This window comes from Nocardioides sp. S5-5, from assembly GCF_054954065.1.
In genome coordinates this window covers 490,008-510,493 of record NZ_CP199913.1, presented here as the reverse complement: position 1 = coordinate 510,493, position 20,486 = coordinate 490,008, and the positions used below count along the sequence as shown (strand labels likewise).

19 protein-coding genes, 1 tRNA gene and 1 other RNA gene are annotated in these 20,486 nt (G+C 73.2%); 4 read left to right on the top strand and 17 right to left on the bottom strand.

Features of this window, described 5'->3' with window-relative positions:
* Window positions 1–27 precede the first annotated feature (27 nt).
* Window positions 28–1,095 carry a class I SAM-dependent methyltransferase gene (locus ACUP6Y_RS02365; protein ID WP_462554004.1) on the top strand — a complete coding sequence of 356 codons (1,068 nt, stop codon included), beginning with the start codon at window positions 28–30 and terminating at the stop codon, window positions 1,093–1,095.
* Window positions 1,096–1,101: 6 nt separating this feature from the next.
* On the opposite strand, the gene ffs is transcribed toward ACUP6Y_RS02365, so the two are convergent.
* Together ffs and ACUP6Y_RS02355 are read right to left on the bottom strand one after the other, a co-directional pair.
* Window positions 1,102–1,192, bottom strand: an RNA gene (gene ffs / locus ACUP6Y_RS02360) — signal recognition particle sRNA small type.
* 47 nt (window positions 1,193–1,239) lie between these two features.
* Window positions 1,240–1,461: a hypothetical protein gene (locus tag ACUP6Y_RS02355; RefSeq protein WP_462554003.1), complete on the bottom strand. Its 222-nt coding sequence runs from the start codon at window positions 1,459–1,461 to the stop codon at window positions 1,240–1,242.
* An 82-nt stretch (window positions 1,462–1,543) separates the two neighbouring features.
* On the opposite strand from ACUP6Y_RS02355, the gene ACUP6Y_RS02350 reads away from it, so the two are divergent.
* Window positions 1,544–1,632, top strand: a tRNA-Ser gene (locus tag ACUP6Y_RS02350).
* A 39-nt stretch (window positions 1,633–1,671) separates the two neighbouring features.
* Here ACUP6Y_RS02350 and ACUP6Y_RS02345 read toward each other — a convergent pair.
* The 7 genes from ACUP6Y_RS02345 to ACUP6Y_RS02315 form a co-directional block, all read right to left on the bottom strand.
* On the bottom strand, window positions 1,672–2,808 hold the full coding sequence (locus tag ACUP6Y_RS02345) for a glycerophosphodiester phosphodiesterase (RefSeq protein WP_462554001.1): 1,137 nt from the start codon (window positions 2,806–2,808) through the stop codon (window positions 1,672–1,674).
* A complete protein-coding gene (locus ACUP6Y_RS02340) occupies window positions 2,808–4,037 on the bottom strand; it encodes a S8 family serine peptidase (protein ID WP_462554000.1) in 1,230 nt (409 codons plus the stop codon). Before ACUP6Y_RS02340 ends, ACUP6Y_RS02345 begins: the two co-directional genes overlap by 1 nt.
* On the bottom strand, window positions 4,028–5,437 hold the full coding sequence (eccB, locus tag ACUP6Y_RS02335; RefSeq protein ID WP_462553999.1) for a type VII secretion protein EccB: 1,410 nt from the start codon (window positions 5,435–5,437) through the stop codon (window positions 4,028–4,030). The genes ACUP6Y_RS02340 and eccB overlap by 10 nt, the downstream gene beginning before the upstream one ends.
* 167 nt (window positions 5,438–5,604) lie before the next feature.
* Window positions 5,605–6,987: a type VII secretion integral membrane protein EccD gene (eccD, locus tag ACUP6Y_RS02330; RefSeq protein WP_462553998.1), complete on the bottom strand. Its 1,383-nt coding sequence runs from the start codon at window positions 6,985–6,987 to the stop codon at window positions 5,605–5,607.
* A gap of 182 nt (window positions 6,988–7,169) precedes the next feature.
* Entirely contained in the window at window positions 7,170–7,484 is a 315-nt protein-coding gene (locus ACUP6Y_RS02325) for a WXG100 family type VII secretion target (protein WP_462553997.1), read from the bottom strand.
* A gap of 34 nt (window positions 7,485–7,518) precedes the next feature.
* Window positions 7,519–7,842 (bottom strand): WXG100 family type VII secretion target, encoded by a 324-nt coding sequence (locus ACUP6Y_RS02320; RefSeq protein ID WP_462553996.1) that lies wholly within the window; start codon window positions 7,840–7,842, stop codon window positions 7,519–7,521.
* A 134-nt stretch (window positions 7,843–7,976) separates the two neighbouring features.
* Window positions 7,977–9,374, bottom strand: coding sequence for a hypothetical protein (locus tag ACUP6Y_RS02315; RefSeq protein WP_462553995.1), 1,398 nt, complete (start codon window positions 9,372–9,374; stop codon window positions 7,977–7,979).
* A gap of 168 nt (window positions 9,375–9,542) precedes the next feature.
* Here ACUP6Y_RS02315 and eccCa point away from each other — a divergent pair, with 168 nt between their 5' ends.
* Window positions 9,543–13,679: a type VII secretion protein EccCa gene (eccCa, locus tag ACUP6Y_RS02310; protein WP_462553994.1), complete on the top strand. Its 4,137-nt coding sequence runs from the start codon at window positions 9,543–9,545 to the stop codon at window positions 13,677–13,679.
* 89 nt (window positions 13,680–13,768) lie between these two features.
* Here eccCa and ACUP6Y_RS02305 read toward each other — a convergent pair whose 3' ends face one another.
* Window positions 13,769–15,043 (bottom strand): YibE/F family protein, encoded by a 1,275-nt coding sequence (locus ACUP6Y_RS02305; RefSeq protein WP_462553993.1) that lies wholly within the window; start codon window positions 15,041–15,043, stop codon window positions 13,769–13,771.
* 59 nt (window positions 15,044–15,102) lie between these two features.
* Between ACUP6Y_RS02305 and ACUP6Y_RS02300 the strand changes: the two genes are divergently transcribed.
* Window positions 15,103–16,125 (top strand): CobW family GTP-binding protein, encoded by a 1,023-nt coding sequence (locus tag ACUP6Y_RS02300; RefSeq protein WP_462553992.1) that lies wholly within the window; start codon window positions 15,103–15,105, stop codon window positions 16,123–16,125.
* Here ACUP6Y_RS02300 and ACUP6Y_RS02295 read toward each other — a convergent pair whose 3' ends face one another.
* From ACUP6Y_RS02295 to rpmG, 7 genes are all read right to left on the bottom strand, one after another.
* On the bottom strand, window positions 16,126–16,269 hold the full coding sequence (locus ACUP6Y_RS02295) for a hypothetical protein (RefSeq protein ID WP_462553990.1): 144 nt from the start codon (window positions 16,267–16,269) through the stop codon (window positions 16,126–16,128).
* 197 nt (window positions 16,270–16,466) lie between these two features.
* Window positions 16,467–16,988, bottom strand: a complete 522-nt coding sequence (locus ACUP6Y_RS02290; protein ID WP_462553989.1) for a hypothetical protein — start codon at window positions 16,986–16,988, stop codon at window positions 16,467–16,469.
* Between the two features lie 7 nt (window positions 16,989–16,995).
* Window positions 16,996–17,880, bottom strand: coding sequence for a hypothetical protein (locus tag ACUP6Y_RS02285; RefSeq protein ID WP_462553988.1), 885 nt, complete (start codon window positions 17,878–17,880; stop codon window positions 16,996–16,998).
* A 50-nt stretch (window positions 17,881–17,930) separates the two neighbouring features.
* Window positions 17,931–19,319: a CAP domain-containing protein gene (locus tag ACUP6Y_RS02280; RefSeq protein ID WP_462553987.1), complete on the bottom strand. Its 1,389-nt coding sequence runs from the start codon at window positions 19,317–19,319 to the stop codon at window positions 17,931–17,933.
* A gap of 23 nt (window positions 19,320–19,342) precedes the next feature.
* Window positions 19,343–19,873 carry a DUF4333 domain-containing protein gene (locus ACUP6Y_RS02275; RefSeq protein WP_462553986.1) on the bottom strand — a complete coding sequence of 177 codons (531 nt, stop codon included), beginning with the start codon at window positions 19,871–19,873 and terminating at the stop codon, window positions 19,343–19,345.
* Between the two features lie 136 nt (window positions 19,874–20,009).
* Window positions 20,010–20,315 (bottom strand): 30S ribosomal protein S14, encoded by a 306-nt coding sequence (rpsN, locus tag ACUP6Y_RS02270; protein WP_462553985.1) that lies wholly within the window; start codon window positions 20,313–20,315, stop codon window positions 20,010–20,012.
* Window positions 20,315–20,485, bottom strand: a complete 171-nt coding sequence (gene rpmG, locus ACUP6Y_RS02265; RefSeq protein ID WP_462553984.1) for a 50S ribosomal protein L33 — start codon at window positions 20,483–20,485, stop codon at window positions 20,315–20,317. The genes rpsN and rpmG overlap by 1 nt, the downstream gene beginning before the upstream one ends.
* Window position 20,486: the final 1 nt, after the last annotated feature.

The following is a 20,486-nucleotide window of genomic DNA, read 5'->3' as shown; positions in this document are numbered from 1 at the left end:
GCGCCCCCGAGGGAGAGGACGAGCACGATGACGACGATCGACCGCGACGAGGCGAGGGCGTTCCAGAAGCGGATGGTCCGGGTGCGCGAGGACGCCGCCCTGGGCCTGCTCCTCGGCATCGGCGACGAGCTCGGCCTGCTCGACGTCCTGGCCCGAACCGGCCCCGCGGACCCCGCGTTCCTCGCCGAGGCGGCGGGCGTCGACGAGCGCTACCTGCGCGAGTGGCTGGACGGCATCGTCGCCGGCGACGTGGCGACCTACGACGCCGCCACCGGCCACTATGCGCTCTCCCGCGAGCGCGCCGCCTGCCTCACCCCCGCCGATGGCCCGGTGAACCTCGCGCGCAGCCTGAAGATGCTGACCATGCTCGCCGGCGTGGAGCCGGAGCTGCGGGAGAGGTTCCGTAGCGGCGGCGGTCTGGGCTACGACCGCTTTCCCCGCTTCCACGAGCTGATGGCCGCCGACGCCGCCGCCGTCCACGACGCGGGCCTGCTCGACGTCGTGGTACCGACCGTCCCCGGCCTGCACGAACGACTCAGCGCCGGCGCGGACCTGGCCGACATCGGCTGCGGGTCCGGGCACGCCGTCAACCTGCTCGCCCGCGCCTACCCGGCCAGCCGGTTCGTCGGCTACGACCTCGGCGCCGAGGCCATCGACGCCGCCCGCGCCGAGGCCGCCGACTGGGGCCTGCCCAACGCGACCTTCGCGGTCCGCGACGTCGCGGAGCTGGGCGAGGCCGCGGCGTACGACGTCGTGACCGCCTTCGACGCCATCCACGACCAGGCGTTCCCCGACCGGGTGCTCACCGGCATCACCGCCGCCCTGCGCCCCGGCGGCACGTTCGTGATGGTCGACATCAAGGCCCAGTCGGGTGTCGAGAACAACCTCGGCCTGCCCTGGCTGACCTACCTCTACACGCTCAGCCTGATGCACTGCATGACCGTGTCACTCGCCCACGGCGGCGCCGGGCTCGGCACCGTGTGGGGCCGGCAGACCGCCGTCCGCATGCTCGAGGAGGCGGGCCTGGTCGACGTCGACGTCCGCGAGGTGCGCAGTGACCCGTTCAACTACTTCTACCTCGCGCGCCGCCCATAGGAAAGCAGAGGCCCCCCACGTACCCGATAGAGCTCACTGACCCTTGCTGCCTTCCGGCCCTGGGGGAGTTGGGTGAGATACCGCCACGTGGGGGGTTGCGGACCACTTTAGAGGATGCCGTGGGAGCGCCTCACATCGCCGGGGTCAGCGCAGCAGGCTGACCACCGTCAGCACGACGGGCGTGAGCATCACGACCAACAGCACCCAGGCGACCAGCCGGTGCGAGCGCTTCGAGCCGTCGAGCGACCCGGCGAGCTCGAGCAGCGCGCCGTCGGGCACCAGCCGGTTGAGGCCCATCCGCTGCGCGTCGGCGGGCAGATGCTCCACGGGAGCCCACGGCTCCGGGTCCTCGCCCCGCGCGGTCATGCGTCGATGGTACGTCGCCCGGTGGGGTCCTCGGGGAGTCCCGATTCCACCCCGCCGTCCATCTGCCGGTAATCTCTCCCACGGAGCTGTCGCCTAGTGGCCTATGGCGCTCGCTTGGAAAGCGGGTTGGGTTAACAGCCCTCGGGGGTTCGAATCCCCCCAGCTCCGCCAGCAGACGGCGTCGACCCAGGTCGGCGCCGTTCGGCATTCTCACCGGGCGGCGGGCGGCGGACCCAGCACCTCGGCCGCGAGGTCGAGGTCGTCGGTCATCACCGCCCAGCAGCCGGTGGCGGCGAGGGCGGCGAGGGTCGCGGGGGCGCTCGTGGTGCGGGCGACGACGTCGATCCCGGCCACCCGGGCGCGGGCGACGAGGGCGCGGTCGACCTCCTGCGGCCGGACGTGGACCGCGTCGACCCGGCCGGCGAGCGGCCCCAGGTCGGCGGGCGGATCGGCGCGGATGAGGGCGACCCGGGCGCTCGGGAGGGCCAAGGTGAGCCGCTCGAGACCGGTCAGGTCGGCGCTGTCGAACCGGATCCGGCCGGCAGCCACCAAAGACAGGTACGGCTGGAGGGCCGCGACGACGCGCTGGACGAAGTCGGCACTCGACTGCTTCAGCTCGATGTGGAGGCTCAGGGCGGTGGTGGCCAGGTAGTGGAGCAGGTCGTCGAGCCCGGGGACCCTGGTCCCCGCCCAGCGCGCGCCGAACCAGCGGCCGGCGTCGAGCCGCTGGAGCTCGGCCCAGGTGAAGGTCTCGACCGGCTGGTCGGCCCGGCCGGGGAAGACCTGCCGGACGTCGGTGGTACGCCGCAGCGTCGGGTCGTGCATCAGCACCAGGTGGCCGTCGGAGGTGGCACGCAGGTCGGTCTCGATGCCCGTAGCGTGCCCGGCGGCCGCGGTGAAGGCCGGCATCGTGTTCTCCGGCGCGACCGCGCTCCGGCCCCGGTGGGCGAGCAGCTGAGGGGTCACCGCCGGCCACACCCGCAGTGCGCGGACCCGTGAGCGGACCGCGGGCCGGCGGCCCTGCTTGGCCACCCGCGCCCGCAGCAGGACGACGCCCGGCCGCGCCAGCGGTACGTCGAAGCGGGCGACCCGGCCCCGGCCGGACCGGCCGCGCAGCACCTTCACGCCGCTCGCCGTCACGACCCGCAGCCGCACCTTGCGGTGCCGCGGCCCCACCGCCGGCACCCGGACCCGCACCCGGACCGACGTACCGCTGCGGGCGTGGTCGGGCGCTCGTACGACGACCCGCCGACCGGCCGCGCCCGCCTCGGCCGGCGCCGTCGGCACACCCAACAGCGCGACGAGCAGCCCCACGAGCAGGGTGACGCGCAGGGCGGTCCGTGGCATCAGCGCCGCCGGGACAGCAGCGGGCGCGCGATCAGCAGTACGACGAGCGCGGCTCCCCCGCCGAGCCCCCACCACACGGCGTCGTGGCGGGCACCGGCCAGCACGTCGGCCTCGGCTCGCGGAGGGCGGGCCGGCTCCAGCTGCTCGGTGGACTCGGCCCCCATCTCCGCGACCGTGCGCTGGATCGCCTCGACCGGCTGCACCACGCCGTACCCGGTGATCGGGCTGGAGGGGCCGCCGTTGCCGCTGGCGGTCTGCTCGAGGCGAGTCCGCAGCTGGGCCGCGTCCTCGTCGGGGTGCAGGGACCAGACCAGGGCGGCGACGCCGGCGACCTGCGCGGCGGCCCAGGCGGTCGAGGCCGGCGCGACCACGCACCAACCGCCGTCGCGGCCACGGGAGACGGCGCCGGCGCCGGGGGCGGCGAGGTCGATGTCGGAGCTGCGGAGCACCGTGCCGGTGCTGTCGGGCGTCGACACGCCGACGGCGACGACACCGGGGTGAGCGGCCGGCCAGATCAGCTCGGCCACGTCCTCACCCTTCCTCGGCTCGCCGTCGTAGCCGTCGGGGAAGCCGCCCTCGCCCGTCGGGCGGTCGCCCGAGGCGGCGACGACCAGCACCCCGGAGTCGACCAGCCGGCCGACCTGGGTCGCGAGCTCGGGCGAGCGCGGCACCTGCGTGGGTACGACGACCACCACCTTGCCGCCGAGCCCACCACCCGGCGCGCGCTGGTCCGCCAGCCGGCCCAGCGCCGCGGCGAGTCCGGCGGTCGTGGGGACCTGCTGGCCGTCCTGCGCGCGATCCGGGGCGTCGTAGAACCTCTCGTCCCGTACGGCGGCGGCGGGTGCGATCCCGACCGCGACGTCCGGGGAGGTCTGGTCCGGACCGGCGATGATGCCGGCGACCGCGATGCCGTGCCCGCTGGGGAGGTCGACCGGCGCGGTGCCCTGGAAGCCGGTGATGCCACTGTCGACGACGACGACCGTCACCCCCTCCCCCGGCCCCCGCCCGGCCTTGGTGGCCAGTGCCTGGGCCTCGGCGACGTGGAGGGACAGGTTGGCGGTGTTCTCGCCCTTGACCGGACGCGGGTCGACCGCAGACGCCGAGACGTCGAGGCAGGACGCGCCGACCGGGGCGTCGACCGCCGCGACCGCCACCGCCCGAGGCGCCGACAGCCCGATCAGGGTGGCCGCCAAGGTCGCGGCCGCGCACCGCGCACGACCTAGCCGCACGACTGGTCCTTGGACGGCGGGCACAGCGCCGCGTCCTGGGAGAGCTCCGGTCCGATCTCGAACAGCTTGTTCCACACGTCGGGCACCACGACCACGGGGACCTTGGCGTAGCCGAGCTGCTCGAGGTCGAAGGTGCTGGCGACCGGGTAGCTGTAGCCGCGGTCGTCGATCAGGTGGATGGTGCCGTCGTCGCCGGTGATCCAGTCGGCCGAGCGGATCACGGCGCCCTGTCCGGACGCGACCGTGACCTCGCGGTCGCCGGACGTCACATCCTCCGCGCTGGCGTCGCCCTGCGGGGCGGTGACCAGCCGCGCGGCGGCGGGCTCGCCCTTGGCGGTGACCAGCTGGGCACAGACCTGCCCGGCAGGGTCGAGCGAGTCCGTCAGCACCTGCTCGGGCCAGAACTCCCCGGCGCCCGCGACCGGCTTGGCGATGTCGAACGGAGCATCGGTGTTGTCGGGGACCTCCACCGGCTTGCCGCGCTTGCCGAAGGTGGTGTTGCGCAGCACCGCGGCCTCGAACGGGCTCAGCTCGACGAAGCCCTGCTTCGTGAAGGCGTACGTCGACCCGGTCCGCTCCAGCAGGTCGCCGACCCGCGCGCCGTCGTACCCCGGGAGCCCGGCCGGCCGGCCGCCGCCCTCGAGACCGAGGCCTTCGGCGTCCAGCGGGTCGCCCGGCGGGAACAGCTCGAGCCAGGCGTCCGGGACGGTGATCCGGTCGTTCGGCGAGATGCCGAGGTCGGTGTAGAGCCCGTCGTTGTCGGTCGGCAGCGCGTAGCGGTAGGCGCGGCGGGGCAGCCCCGGCACGTCGGCCTCGGCCACGAGGAAGACACCGCCGTCGGCGTCGGACCTGACCACGAAGCCGGTGGTCGGCACCGGCGTGACCCGCGGCCGCGCGGCGACGGCGGTCTGCATGCCGAGGCCGGTGCCGGTGCAGGACGTCCAGCCGCTCTCGTCGAGGTGGTCGGCGGCCGGCACCGTCGCCGGCGCGTCGAGGATGCCGATCGGCGGACCCTTGCGCACGCCGGCGATCTCCTCGTCGGGCACCTTGCGAGCCTGCACCTCGGCGCCGAGGATCAGCTGGGCCGAGGTCACGTTGATGACCGGACGCACCCGCGGCAGGCCGGGCACGGCGTCCTCGTCGAGGATGACGTAGAGCGCGCCACGGTCGTCGGCGACCAGGCCCGGCTTCTTCCAGTCGACCTCGGCCCGGTCGGAGAGCGCGCCCGCGATCGCCGCTCCCGCGACGAGGAGGATGGCGAGCGCGATGCCGCCGACGATCATCCGGCCCGGACGCGCGGGCTCGACCTCGCGCCCGCCCGGCGCACCGGAGACGAACGCCGTCACCAGCCGGCGCCGGCTGAAGGCATAGGCCTCGACGAGGTCCTTCTTGGTGGCCATCTAGGTCGTGTCTCCCGTTCCTCGGTGGATGCCCGGGTCGTCCAGTGCGTGCGATGGCCAGGCGCCGGCGCGAAGGCATGCTGGGCGCACGTCGAGCGTCGGCAACGCCGCCAGCGTGCGTGCTGGGCGGGCCGGGCGCCGCCAGGGAACGGGAGACACGACCTGTGCTAGCCGATCCAGTCGCGGACCTGGTCGAACAGGCCGGTGGCGACGACGAGGAGCGGGAGCAGGGTGAGCAGGGCGACCGACTCGAGCACGTCGCCGAGCCGGCCGCGTCGTACGGACGGGGCGGCGGGGCTGAGCGTCGCGACGAGGAGCACGGCGCCCACCACCGCGAGGACGACGGCCAGGGTCGGACGCCAGTCGGCGTGGAAGGCGAGCACGGCGACCGCGGTGGCGGCGATGCCGGCGACGCCGGAGGAGAGGCCGAGCAGGACCTCGCTGCCGGTGCGGTACTGGCGGGTGCGGAGCACCACGATCAGGCAGGCGTCGACGGCGAGCAGGGTGCCGGTGACGCCGAGGCTGACCGCGAGAGGGGCGACCAGGACCAGGAGCAGGCCGACCGTGCCGCTGATCGCGAGCAGGATCTCGTGGGCGACCCGGGCATCGCCGGCGACCCGGTCGCGCTCGATGTCGTCGGGGTCGGCGGTGATGTCGGCGGTGGAGTACAGCTGGTCGACGCGGGTGGTGGTCGCCCCGAGCGCGAGCCACGGGAAGACGCTGCCGGCCAGCACGACGAGCGCCAGCACGGTCGTGAGCAGGGGCGCGGGGGCGAAGCCGTCGGGCGCGGAGCGGACGTAGCCGCCGACGCCGAGCGCCAGGGCACCGACGACGAGCGGCGGGAAGGCGAGGGTGCGGCCCGGGCCGAGGCCGATCAGGCACACGACGCCGGCCAGCAGCGCACCGGCGCCGGCCGCGGCGAGCGGCTCGGCGAACCAGGCGTCGCTGTCGGGGGTGAGCATGACGCCGGCGACGGCGGCGTACCCGGCGCCCAGCCAGGCCACGCCGATCCCGGCCTCGTGCTCGCCCTGCGCCCGCGACAGCACGATCGCGCCGGCGCACAGCGCGGCCGCGACCAGGGCGGTCGCGGCGGCGGCGATGTCGGAGCCGCGCTGCACCAGCAGGGCGCAGGCGCCGAGCGCGAGGAACAGGCCCGCCGCGACCAGCGCCGTACGACGGCCCGCGGCCGGGTGCCACGGCGCCAGGTCGTGCTCGACGACGTCGGTCATCGCCTCGACCACGTCGTCGTAGACCCGCGGCGCCGGGTCGTCGACGCCGGCGGTGACGGTGAGCAGGCCGCCGTCCTCGATGCCCTGCAGGGTCAGCCCGGTGTCGAGGGCCAGGCGTCGGCCCTCGGAGGTGCCGACCCGGTAGCCGCCGTGGACGGTGGCCGGGTCGAGGAGCCCGACGCTGCGGGCCAGCTCGGGCAGCAGCTCGGCGACGGGGATGGCTCCGGGGAGCACGAGGTCGACTCGCCGGGTCCCGGACGTGACGGTCACCCGGACCAGTCCGGACGCGACCGCCGCGCTCGCGCGCCCCACCTGTGTCATCTGCTCAACCCTTCCCCGAGAGATACGGCCCCGATCCTAGGACGTGTCTCTCACGTCGCCGCCGTCGCGAGCGGCGTTGCCGGCGGGGACCTGGGATCTACGGCCTCGACACCGCCGACAGCAACAGAGGGACCGACCACCGGGGTCGGCCCCTCCCTGCCTGCGGGCAACCGGGTCCGCGATCAGAACCGGCCCGCTCCGCGCTTGTCCGCCTGGATGTAGTCGGCGTTGGACTGGTAGGTCGTCTGCGAGACGCCGTCGAGCAGGTCGAGCAGCTCCTTCATCGCCCAGTCCCAGGCGGTCTTGGCCTGGTTGTAGCTCAGCCGCTGGGCGCTGTCGGGCGCCCAGGTCTGGATGAACGGGGCGGCGTCGCTCTCGAGCTGGTCGAGGCGGGCGTTCATCGCCTTGGCCGTCTCGTACATGTTGTGGGCGGCCGCCTCGAGCTTGGGGTGGTTGACGCGCAGTCCGTCGAGGGCGCCGTAGTCAGGTCCGGTCATGGTTCTACTCCTGGAAGGTCGTGGGTGAGGGTGGTCAGGACTGGGCGTCGAGCTTGCTCAGGAAGCCGGCGAGGTCGCCGCTGACCTGGCCGTCGGTGTTCATGTTGTCCGACTCGGTCTCGATGAGGGACGCCTCGAACTTGTCGAGCGCCGCCGTGACGACCTTGTGCTTCTCGATCCAGGCATTCTTGACGTTGTCGAACGCGAGGCCACCGCCACCGACCCACGCGGACTTCATCGCCGCGAGCTCGGTCTCCATCTCGCCCGACTTCTTCACGAGGTCCTGCTTGGTCGTGGCCACGAGCTCGGCGACCTTCTTGAGGGCGCCTTCTCCGTGTCCGAACTCCGTGCCTGCCATGTCTGCTCCTTGGTTGCTGGTCGGCGGGCGGCGTCAACCCGCCCCTGCATTGCGGTTCCATCGATCTGGCTCCCCGAGCGCTGCCAAAGAGCCGACGGGTCAGGTGCTACCCGCGCCTCGCAAGGGGCTAAACCTCAGCCCGTGACTTCCCACAGGTGGCGGAAGAAGCCGACCGCCACGACCAGCGAGCCGACGGCGAACGCACCGCACACCGCCTCGGCGACCTCGGCCCGCCGCGACCACCAGGCCGAGCGCCAGCCGCGGCCGACGAACACCGCCGCCAGCACGAGGACGCCGGCCAGCACGACGGCCACCGCGGCCACCGCTCCCGGCGCCACCACCGGCTCCCGGCCACCGGGCGCGATCCCGAGGAGGACGACCGCGAGCACGCTCAGGGCGTGTATCCCGGCCAGCCGCAGCAGCCGGCCGGCGGCGGCGTGGCGGTAGCTGCGGGCGGCGAACAGCAGGGCGGCGCCCCCGAAGCCCACCAGGCAGCGGGCGCCGGTGCGGTCGAGGGGCAGGTCGGCGGTGGCGAGCAGCAGCGGGGTGGTGACGACCACGACCACCAGCACGGCGCTCGCCGCCGCCGTGACGGCGCGGGCGCCCCGGTCGGCGACGGCGCGCACCGCCTGCTCGGGCACGACGATCCGCCCGCGCCGTCCGGTCGGCCGTTCGCGGGCCGACCATGCGGTGACGGCGAGGCGCTCGAGGTCGAGGAGGTACTGATCGGGAACGTCGACCATCAGCTCGGGCACGAACCGGGCGGCGAGCACGGCGGCGAGGTAGAGCACCGCCCACACGACCTGCGGGGCCACGCCGGTGAGGGCGCCGAGGCCGGCGACGACGAACCAGCCGGCACCCACGGCCACCCAGACCCGGAGACCGTCGGCCGCGGGGCTGTCGGCGTCGGCGAGCGCCCTCCCGGCTCCGGCGGTGACCGCCGCGCAGAGGGCGGCGATGCCGCACACGGTCGGGAGCCGCTCGGGCAGCGGGTCCCAGGTCAGCGCGAAGCCCGCCGCGGCGGCGAAGGCCGGGGCGGCCAGGACCCGCTGCGCGCGCAGCACGCCGATCGGCAGGCAGCCGACGAGCGCGCCGACGAGGAGGACGGCGACGACCGGCCAGCGGTCGTCGTACGGCAGCCGGGACGCGCTCCACCCCGCCAGGGCCGCGAACCCGACGGCGAGCGCGAACCAGGTGGCCGAGGCGCGACCGGCGACGAGGGCGGTCTCGCCCGCCTCTCCGGCGCGGAACCGGCTGCGGGGCGGCGCCGGCCGCGAGGACGGGTCGACCGCGACGACGACCGAGCCCGCCACCAGGCCCACGTCGCCGACGACGGCGTCCAGCTGGAGCGGCGCGCCGGCACGGGTGACGAGCGGCAGCACGGCGGGCAGGCCCGCCTCGGCGGAGTAGGTCCGCGACACGTCGTCGAGCGTGGCGTCGACCGGCACGGTCAGGTCGAGCACGCCACGGGGGCCATGCACGCTCACCGCGGTGACCGTGCCCGGAGCGGGAACACGTGAGGTGCCGTTCACCGTGGTCGCCTCCCGAGTGAGTCGTGGTGCCGGACGGGGTTCAGGTCCGGCTCGCAGGGTAGTCCTTCTTCCCGTGCGTCCTGAGGCCTACTCCACCTACGCTGACGGACCCGGGTCCTATCATCGTCGGCGTCGCATGACCGGGCATCGACGACAGGGGACGGCAGCGTGACGGTGGGCATCACTCCAGGTGGCGGTCCGGGTGCGCACCGCGCCCCGGGCGGCGCCGTCCCCGGCGGACCGGTCGGTCCCGGCGGTCCCCCGGGAAGGCGGGCGGCCCCGCCCGCGGCGGCCCCCGGCAGCCTGACCCAGCGCGGCAGCCGCGGCGAGCGTCCCGAGCTCCCCGGCGGGCAGCTCCAGCTCCAGCCCCCGCCGCAGCTCCAGCCGAGCGAGGGCGCCGCGGGCGTGGCGATGAACGCCATCCCGATGCTCGGCAGCCTGGGCTCGATCGTGCTCGTCGCGGGTCTGGGCGGCACGGGCGGCAACTCCTCGCTGCGGTTCATCGCCGCCGGCATGTTCCTGTTCGCGACGCTCGGCTTCATCGTGGTCCAGATCGACCGGCAGCGGAAGCAGCGCCAGCAGCAGGTCACCGGCTCGCGCACCGAGTACCTCCGCTATCTCGCCACCGTCCGCAAGGTCGCCCGCGACGCGGCCGACCAGCAGCGCCGGGCGCTGACCTGGATGCATCCCACGCCGACCGCGCTGCCGTCGCTGGCCGAGGACCGGACCCGGGTGTGGGAGCGCTCCTCGACCGACCCCGCCTTCCTCCAGGTGCGGTACGGCGTGTGCGCGCAGCCGCTCGCCCTCGAACTGCTGCCGCCGGAGGCCGCGCCGATCGACGAGGTCGACCCGGCGTCGGCGTCCGCGCTCCACCGGCTGCTCGTCGTCCATCGCCTGCAGCCCGACCTGCCCGCGTCGATCGACCTGCGCGCCTTCGACCGGATCGAGGTGTGCGGCGACGAGGAGGAGGCCCGCGCCCTGGCCCGGGCGCTGCTCTGCTCCTCGGCGACCTTCCAGTCCCCGGAGAACCTGCAGATCGCGGTCCTGGCGACCGAGGCGACCCTGGCCCACTGGGACTGGGTGAAGTGGCTGCCCCACGCCCACAGCCAGCACCACAACGACGCCGTCGGCCCGGCCCGGATGGTGACCACCTCGCTCAGCGACCTGGCCACGATGCTGCCGCCCGACCTCACCGAGCGGCCCCGGTTCGGCGCCGACGAGCGGCCGGCGATCCCCCACATCATCGTGGTGACCGACGGCGCGGAGCTGCCGCCGGGCAACCACCTGATCCCGTCCGACGGCCTGCACGGCGTCACGGTGGTCGACCTGCCCGCCCGCTGGGGCGAGCTCGACAGCCCGACCGCGCTGCGCCTCGAGATCGAGCCGCACGCCGGGGTGGGCGCCGAGACGGTCCCGATCGTCGCCGTACGGCTGCGCACCGAGCCGGTGCGCGCCAAGGGCGACCAGTGCGGCGCGGCCACCGCCGAGGCGCTGGCCCGGCGGCTGACGCCGCTGTTCACCCCGAGCGCCGGCGCGGCCGTGGGCGAGGAGGCGGCCGACCTCACCGCGCCCACCGACTTCATGGACCTGCTCGGCCTCGGCGACGTCTACCGCTTCGACCCCGACACCGCCTGGCGACCGCGGCCGGCACGCGACCGGCTGCGCGTCCCGATCGGCGTCGGCGACGGCGCCGGGCCGGTCCACCTCGACATCAAGGAGTCCGCCCAGCAGGGCATGGGACCCCACGGCCTGGTGATCGGCGCGACCGGCTCGGGCAAGTCGGAGTTCCTGCGCACCCTGGTCCTCGGCCTGGCGATGACCCACTCCCCCGAGCAGCTCAACATGGTGCTCGTCGACTTCAAGGGTGGCGCGACCTTCGCCGGCATGGCCGAGATGCCCCATGTGTCCGCGGTCATCACCAATCTCGCCCAGGAGCTCACCCTCGTCGACCGCATGCAGGACGCCCTGTCCGGCGAGATGGTGCGCCGCCAGGAGCTGCTCCGCGAGGCCGGCAACTTCGCGTCCATCCGCGACTACGAGAAGGCCCGTACGTCGGGCGATCCGGCGACCGCGCACCTCGCGCCGCTGCCCTCGCTCTTCCTCGTCGTCGACGAGTTCTCGGAGATGCTGTCGGCCAAGCCGGAGTTCATCGACCTGTTCGTCGCGATCGGCCGCCTCGGTCGCTCGCTCGGCCTCCATCTGCTGCTCGCCTCCCAGCGGCTGGAGGAGGGCCGGCTGCGCGGGCTCGAGTCGCACCTGTCGTACCGGATCGGTCTGCGCACCTTCAGCGCCCAGGAGTCGCGCGCGGTCCTCGGCGTGCCGGACGCCTACGAGCTGCCCGCCGTGCCCGGTCTCGGCTACCTGAAGCCGGACCCGACGACGATGACCCGGTTCAAGGCGGCCTACGTGTCGGGGCCGCCGGAGACCAGCCGGCGCCGGGTGGTGCGCGACAGCGGCGGCAAGGTGCGCGGCATCTTGCCGTTCACGATCTCGGAGGTGCAGACCTTCGACGAGCCGGAGCGAGAGGAGGCCGAGACGCCGGCCGTCGTCGTACCGGAGGGCAGCGCGTCGCTGCTCGACGTGGCCGTCTCCCGGATGGACGGGCGCGGCCCCGCGGCTCACCAGGTGTGGCTGCCGCCGCTCGACCGGCCCGACACCCTCGACCAGCTGATGCCGGACCTCGCGCCGCACCCCGAGCTCGGCCTGGTGTCGATGCGGTGGCGCGGCGTCGGCAACCTGACCGTCCCGCTCGGCACCGTCGACCGCCCCCGCGAGCAGCGCCGCGACACGCTGACCGTCAGCCTCAGCGGCGCGGCCGGCCACGTCGCTGTCGTCGGCGGCCCGCGCAGCGGCAAGAGCACGGTGCTGCGCACCATCGTGACCAGCCTGTCGCTGACCACGACCCCGCAGGAGTCGCAGTTCTATGTGCTCGACTTCGGCGGCGGCACGTTCGCCCCGATGACCGCGCTGCCCCACGTCTCCGGCGTCGGCACCCGCTCGGAGCCGGAGGTCGTACGCCGCATCGTCGCCGAGGTCAAGGGCATCGTCGACCGCCGCGAGCGGTACTTCCGCAGCCAGGGCATCGACTCGATCGAGACCTACCGCAGCCGGCGCGCCCAGGGCCGGGCCGACGACGGGTACGGCGACGTCTTCCTCGTCATCGACGGCTGGGGCACGCTGCGCTCGGACTTCGACGACCTCGAGCTGGAGATCCAGCAGCTCGCCGGGCGCGGCCTGACCTTCGGGCTCCACATCGTCACCGGCGCGACCCGGTGGCCCGACTTCCGGGCCGCGATGCGCGACCTGATCGGCACCCGCCTCGAGCTGCGCCTCGGTGACCCGATCGACTCCGAGATCGACCGCAAGGTCGCCGCCCTCGTGCCCGGCAACCGGCCGGGCCGCGGCCTGGTGCCCGGCAAGCTGCACTTCCTCGGCGCGCTGCCCCGCATCGACGGCGACGACGCCGTGGAGACCCTCGGCGACGGCGTCGACGCGATGATCGACGCGGTCACGACCGCGTGGCGCGGGCCCGCGGGCCCCAAGCTGCGGCTGCTGCCCGACAAGATCACGCTCGACGAGGTCCGGGCCCAGGCCGGCACCCCACCCCAGCGCCAGCTGCTGCTCGCCGTCAACGAGAAGGAGCTCGCCCCCGTCGGGCTCGACGTCGACGCCGAGCCCCACCTGCTGCTGTTCGGCGACGGCAAGTCCGGGAAGACCAACCTGCTGCGCAGCTACTGCCAGGAGATCATGCGGACCCGCACCCCCGCCGAGGCCCAGATCCTCCTCGTCGACTACCGCCGCTCGCTGCTGGGTGAGGTGCCCGAGGACTACCTGCTCAACTATCTCACCTCGGCCACCCAGGCGCAGCCGGCGCTCAGCGACCTGGCGACGTACCTGCAGAACCGGATCCCCGGTCCCGACGTGACGCCCGAGCAGCTGCGCAACCGGTCCTGGTGGAAGGGTGCGGAGGTGTTCGTCGTGGTCGACGACTACGACCTGGTCGCCACCCAGCAGAGCTCGCCCGTCGCGCTGCTGCAGCCGCTGATGGCCCAGGCCCGCGACGTCGGCCTGCACATCGCGATCGCACGCCGCGCGGGCGGCGCGTCGCGGGCGCTCTACGAGCCGGTCATCCAGTCCATGCGGGACCTGGCCATGCCCGGCATCCTGCTGGCCGGCAGCCGCGACGAGGGCGCACTCATCGGCAACCTGCGGCCCGGTCCGGCCCAGCCGGGTCGCGGCAAGATGCTCACCCGCGACCGCGGCGCCGAGGTGGTCCAGCTGGCCTGGACCGACCCGACGCTGTGAGGGGCTCGGGGGCTGCAGGAATCACCGCTCAGCGGTGAAACTGGCGCTTACTGACTGTTGCAACCGTCATTAAGTGCGGGGATCGCCGCTTAAGCGGTGATTCCCGCACCCGTCGCAGCCGCCCGAGCCGGGGCAGCGATGACCGCGGCGAGGGCGGTGGTGACGGGGACGGCGAGGACCAGGCCGACGGAGGTGACCAGGGTGCGCACGACCTCCTCGGCGAGCTGCTCGGTCGAGATCAGCTCAAGCAGCGGGCGGTCGTAGACGCGCAGCAGCATGAGCAGGATGAGCGCGGTGCCGACGTACGCGAAGACGATGGTGTAGATCGTCGAGGCGATGTGGTCGCGGCCGATCCGCATGGCGCTGGTGAAGACCTCGGTGCGCGACGCGTCGGGGGTGGCGGCGCGCAGCTCCCACACCGCGGAGGCCTGGGTGATGGTGACGTCGTTGAGTACGCCGAGGCCGGCGATGACGAGGGCGCAGCCGAGGAGGGCCTGGAAGTCGAGGGCACCGAAGCTGGCCAGGATGGCACCGCCCTCGTCGCTGATGCCGGTGAGCCGGGCGTCGCCGATCGCGAGCACACCGATGCCGGCGGTGAGCACGATGCCGAGCAGGGTGCCGGCGAGCGCGGTGCTGGTGCGCAGCGAGAAGCCGTGGGTGGTGTAGAGGACGACGAACATGATCGCCGTCGCGCCGGTCAGCGCGACGCCGACGCCGGGCGAGCCGTCGAGCAGCGCCGGCAGCATCCACCACCACACGACGGCGCCGCCGAAGGCCAGGCCGACCAGGCCGAGCAGCCCGCGCAGCCGGGCCACGGCGAGCACCACGACCACGAAGAGCACGCTCAGCCAGATCAGGGTGCCGTAGCGCTCGGTGGCGAAGTAGGAGTACGACACGTCCTGGTCCGCCTCCGGGGTCGGGGTGCGGAGCAGCTCCACGTGGTCGCCCTTGCCGATCCCGGAGTCGATCACCTCCGGCGGTACGTCGACTCGGACCGTGTCGCCCGCACCCTTCTCCCCCGCGGCGACCTTGACGGTCAGCGAGCTGCAGCCCGAGCCGTCCGGCAGCCCGTTCCCGGTGCATCGCGGCGCCACCGAGACCACCTCCGCCGAAGGGAAGGTGACGCCGGGTGCCGCGAACTGCGCGGCGGGGCCGCCCGCCTCGGCGCTGCGGGCGGCGGCGTCCGAGGGCGGCCACCAGGCGACGAGGCCGGCGAGGGTGCCGAGCAGGGCGAGAACGAGGACGGTGAGCAGGGCGGTGCGGGCCGTCGTACCGATCCGGACGGGGGCGAGATCGCCGCCGCCGCCGTGACCATGCCCGTGGCCATGGCCGCGCGTGGGCTTCTGACGGCGGTGGCTGCTCACGCGATCACCCTGCCACGGCCCGCCCTGATATGAGAATCGTTGTCAACTAGACTGGGGCCGTGAGCACCGCCGTCCCCGTGACCGCCCTGACCGGGCACCTGGGGGCCGGGAAGACCACCCTGCTCAACCGGCTGCTGCGCCGGCCGGGTGCGCGGATCGGGGTGATCGTCAACGACTTCGGCGCCATCAACGTCGATGCCGGCCTGGTGACCGGGCAGGTCGACGAGCCGGTCTCGATCGCGGGCGGCTGCCTGTGCTGCCTGGAGGACGTGTCCGGCCTGGACGCCGCTCTCGAGAAGCTCAGCCATCCCCGGCTGGCACTGGACGCGGTCGTCGTCGAGGCGAGCGGGCTGGCCGAGCCGGGTGCGCTGGCGCAGCTGATCCGGCACAGCCGCGCGCCGCGGGTACGGCCGGGCGGCGTGGTCGACGTCGTGGATGCCGTGGAGTACTTCGGCACCGTCGACGACGGCGGGATGCCGCCGGCCCGGTTCTCGGTCGCAACCCTGGTCGTGCTCAACAAGGCCGACCTGCTGCCGCCGTCCGAGCGGGAGGGGATCCTCGCCGCGATCGAGGCGCGGGTGCGCGAGGTGAACCCGGGCGCGCACGTCGTACGCACCTCTCGCGGCCGGGTCGACCCCGCCCTGCTGCACGACGTCGCCCTGGCCGAGGACCCGCCCGACCAGCTCCCGATCGCCTCGCTGCTGCGGGCCGAGCGCGCCGCGGCCGACGTGTTCGACCACGGTCCGCACGCCGCCTCGGCCGCGGTACGACGTGACGGGGCGATCCGCCCCGGCTCCCTGGTAGACCTGCTCCTCGACCCGCCCGCCGGCGCGTACCGGATGAAGGGCACGGTGCGCGTCGCCACCGGTACAGGCGCGAAGGGGTATGTCATCCACGTGGTCGGCCGCCAGGTCCACGTCGACGGCCTACGCACGCCTCCGTCCGCGAGCGAGGTCGTCGCGATCGGCATGCACCTGGACGCCACCACCGCACGAGAACGCTTGGAGGCCGCCATGGTCGCCTCCGAGGAGACGGACCACGACGGCCTCCGGCGACTGGACCGGCTGCGCCGGCTCAGCTGATCAGCCCTTGTACTTCACCTTGATCCTGCCATTCGGCGCGACCTTGACCTTGATCCTCACCGGGGTCGCGTCAACGTTGCCGGCAGCGTCGACGGCCCGGACCCAGATGATCCGCTTGCCCCGGATCAGATGCTTGACAACCACCTTGGTGGGCTTCTTGGTGGGTTGCCAGTCGCCGTCACCGCCCTTGGCCTTGACCTTGTTCTCGAAGCGGGCTCCGGCAGTGTCCGAGGCCAGCTTGACGATGACCTTGCGGTTCTTGGCCTTGGGCTTCTTGACCTTGACCTTCTTGACCGTGGTCTGCGGCGCCGTCGCCGCGGTGGCCGCAACCGTGTCGATGCTCAGGTCGAAACCCGCCAGTCTCTCGGCGCTGCTACCGCCGCCAGACTGCTCGTTGCGGACGTAGAGCGTCCACGTGCCGTTGGGTGAGGTCCCGTTGAACGCCGAGAGTGTGTCCGCGGCGCTGACGCCGTTGTCGTCGTCGTAGACGTCGCTGTAGTTCGTGGGCTTGTAGGTGCCGCGTCGTCGAAGGTGTAGTCGGTCGCCGCCTGGGGGTTGCCGAGACAGGCGTCCGAGAAGAGCCAGACCCGCTGCCCGGCGGGAGACTGCAGGTAGATGTCCAGCTCGTCGATCATGCCCTCGAGCTGGCGCAACGTGACGTTGACATCGCTCACTTTGCCGGACAGGCCCGAGACGTCGACCGTACCCGACGTCCAGGTGCCGGGCGCGGTCGTGTTGATGTCACCGAAGGCTCCCGAGGAGAAGTTCGTGGCGGCGTGGACGGGACCGGCGACGGCGAGCAGACCGGCGGCGAGGGCGCCGGCGCCGAGACCGACGACACGACGGAGCAGAGTGGTACGCATCGGCCGCTCAGCCCTTGACCTTGGCCTTGACCTTGCCGTTGGGCGCGACCTTCACGACCACCTTCACCGGGGTGGCGTCGACGTTGCCGGCGCTGTCGACCGCACGGACCCAGATCACCTTCTTGCCGTTGGTCAGCCCCTTGCCGACCACCTTGGTGGGCTTCTTGGTGGCCTGCCAGTCGACATTGCCGGCCTTGGACTTGACCTTGTTCTGGAAGGTCACGCCGGGGGTGTCGGACGCGAGCTTGATGACGACCTTGCGCTTCTTCTTGGTGTTGACCTTGGTGACCTTGGTCTCCGGCGCAGTCGCCACGGTGTCGATGATCAGGTCGAACCCGTCGAGCGACTCGGTCCAAGCGCCGCTGTTGGCACCCTGCTCGTTGCGGACGAGCAGCTTCCACGACCCATTGGCCTCGGACCCGTTGAACGCCGCAAGCGTCTCCGCAGCGACGACTCCACCGTCGTCGTCACCATCGTTGTAGTTCGCCGGCTTGACCGTCGTGGCACCACAGCCGTCGCTGGCGCTGGCCGGAAGCTTGGCGGGCGCGGCGTCATCGATCACGATGTCGAAGTCCTTCAGAATCCCACCGGCGCAGACATCTGAGAGCAGCCACACCTTCTGGCCGCTCGGCGACTGCAGGTAGATGTCGAGATTGCCGAGAACGCCGGCCGGCTTGCGCAGCGTGACGTTGACGTCGCTCACCTTCCCGGACAGACCGGAGACGTTAACCGACCCTGACGTCCACAGGTTGGCCGCGGGCGTATCGATGTCACCGAACGCGGGCGAGGAGAACTTCGTTGCCGCCTGGGCCGGACCGGCGGCCACGAGCAGGCCGGCGGCGACGGCGCCGGCGCCGAGCCCGGCGGCGCCGCGAAGGAGGGTGGTACGCATGGGTGGTGCCTTTCCATAGAGGTTGGGTGAGTCAAGTCGTACGGCAGGCGTCAGCCGCAGGTCGCCCGGAACAGCCCGAACTGACGGTTCCCGAAGCCCACGCCCAGGTCGGTCTCGGCAGCGGTGACCCACGTGCTCTTGGCCCCGCCCATCGCGTCGAACGCCTTCTTCGCGGTCTGCTCGGGGACCTGGCCGCTGCCCCAGCCGGCCGGTGACTTGCCCGCGCAGACGTTGGTCGGGTTGAGCCTGGTCCGCCCGGTGGCCTGCACCGCGTACTCGTCCGCCTTGGCGTTGACCGCATAGGCGGGCAGGCCCGCCGCGGCGCGGGCGTCGTCGATCAAGCAGCGCAGCAGGGCGGCGTTCTCCGCCGGGCTGGGGGCGGGCTGGTCCGCGCCGGCGCAGTCTCCGGCCGGCGAACCGCTGGGCGACGTACTGGCGCTCGGGCTGGCCGACGCGCTGGCCGACGCGCTGGCCGACGCGCTGGCCGACGCGCTGGCCGACGGGCTGGCCGACGGGCTCGGCGACGAGGCGGTGGTCTCGGACGTACCGTCGAGCGGTCCGCCCGTCGCCGCCGAACGCTCCGAGGCCGTGGCCGTCGGCTTCGTCGGGGCCTTCAGATCCACGCTCACCTTCGGCGCGGTGGCCGTGCCGCCGACGCTGCCGTCGATCGGTCCGGCAATCTTGTCCAGCGCCGGGGCGCCGTTGGCGGGCGTGGCCAGCGGGCTCTCGTCGGGCATGTCGATGCCGTCGTTGATCACGCACACGACGCCGTCGGGCACCCACATCCGGCTGAACCCGCAGGCGACGCCGATGGCTGTCATCCGGTTGTCGTTGACGATGCCGCGGTGCCCGCGCCACGGTACGGCGCCGGGCTGTCCGGCCTGCTTGGAGAAGTCGCAGTCGGGGCAGAACTCGGTGGTGCGGGGCCACTTGTCGGCCTCGCTGATCCAGTGGCCGTAGACGTAGGCGAGCGGGTTCGGGTCGTCCCAGGAGATGGCCTCGATCCAGCCCTTGCCACCGATGCCGTTGGTCCGGGAGCCGTAGTTGCCGTGCCCCATGGATCGCGCGGCGGTCGGCACGAAGTCCCGGGACACCTTCGCCAGCTTCGGCGACCAGGCAAGCGGCTTGAGCACAGTCTGCTTGCGAGCCTCGGCGATCGACTGGTCCAGGTAGGCCTTGTCGGTCTGGATGACATTCCCGTCGGACAGGTGCAGGCCGCGGCCCTTCAGCGTGGGCGCGAGCTTCTCGAGCGCGTCGGCCATCCCCGCCGGGTTCATCCGGGCGTTGTTGATCTCGATCGCGATCTGCAGCGCCAGGGCGTCGTAGTCGACCGCCGGGGTGGCAGCGACCGGAGCGTGGGCCGGGGCAGCGGCCGGCGCCGGACTGCTGGGCAGCAGGGTCAGGCAGGCGGCGGCCAACGCCAGTGCGAGTCCGGTCATGGCACGCTTCGCCCTCGACGTCCTCACTTCGGGTCCAATCGGTAGTCGACCCGGCCACCGTCGATCACGGTGACCGTCGCCAGGAACTCGCGGCTCTGGCCACCGGCGGTGACCTTGCAGGTCGCGGTCGCATCGACCTCGGGCGCCAACTCGGCGTCGCAGGCGGCATCGTCGAGCTCGGCGCCGACCTGCTGGCCGACGGTGGTCCTCACGTCGCGGGCGAGGACCTCGGCCGCTACCGGCTGTGCGATGGTGGTCAGGTCGAACTCGACCCTATCGCCGTCCAGAGCACTCACCTTGGCCGCGAGGGCGACCGGCTGGCCGTTGGTGGTGAAGGCGCACTCGAGGCTCTTGCCGACTCCGACTCCGACGTCGCCGTCGCAGGACAACGAGTCGGGGTCGGCGAGCAGGCCGGCGTCGGCGAGGTGCGCAGCCAGCGGCTCGCTGATCTTCTCGACGGACAGCGCGTCCGAGCCGGAGCATCCGGTCAGGAGCGGGGTGAGCGCGAGGGCGGTGGCAGCTGCGAGCCACCCGGGCAGGGGCGAGCGAGGCACGGCGGTCCTTCCAGGAATCGGGCGGTGACCGTCCCACAGGAAGCAGTGGAGACGGGCCCGATGCTCGAGGCAACCGGCAGCCGAGCCTGGCTGTCACGCCGCACATCAGTGCGCGAAGGCTAGCAGTGCCGAGCCGTCACCAACTGGACTTTGTGATTCCCGGCAGCTCACCTCGATGCGCCAGCTCGCGGAACCGGATCCGAGACAGGCCGGCCTTGCGCAGGTAGCCCCGCGGGCGGCCGTCGACCTGGTCGCGGTTGCGCAGCCGGACCGGCGAGGCGTCCCGGGGCAGCCGGGCCAGCTCCTGCATCGCCGCGGCCAGCTGCGCCGAGCCCGGCGCGGCGCGGCGGACCCGCTCCTTGAGGGCGGCGCGCCGCTCTGCGTACCTCTCCACCGTGGCGCGGCGCCGCGCCTCGGCGGCGATCTTGGCCTGCGACGCCATCAGCGCTCCTCACGGAACTCGACGTGGCGACGCAGCACCGGGTCGTACTTGCGCAGCCGGAGCCGGTCGGGGTCGTTGCGGCGGTTCTTGCGGGTGACATAGGTGTAGCCGGTGCCGCCGGTCGAGCGCAGCTTCACGATCGGCCGTACGTCCGATGCCCTCGTGGCCATG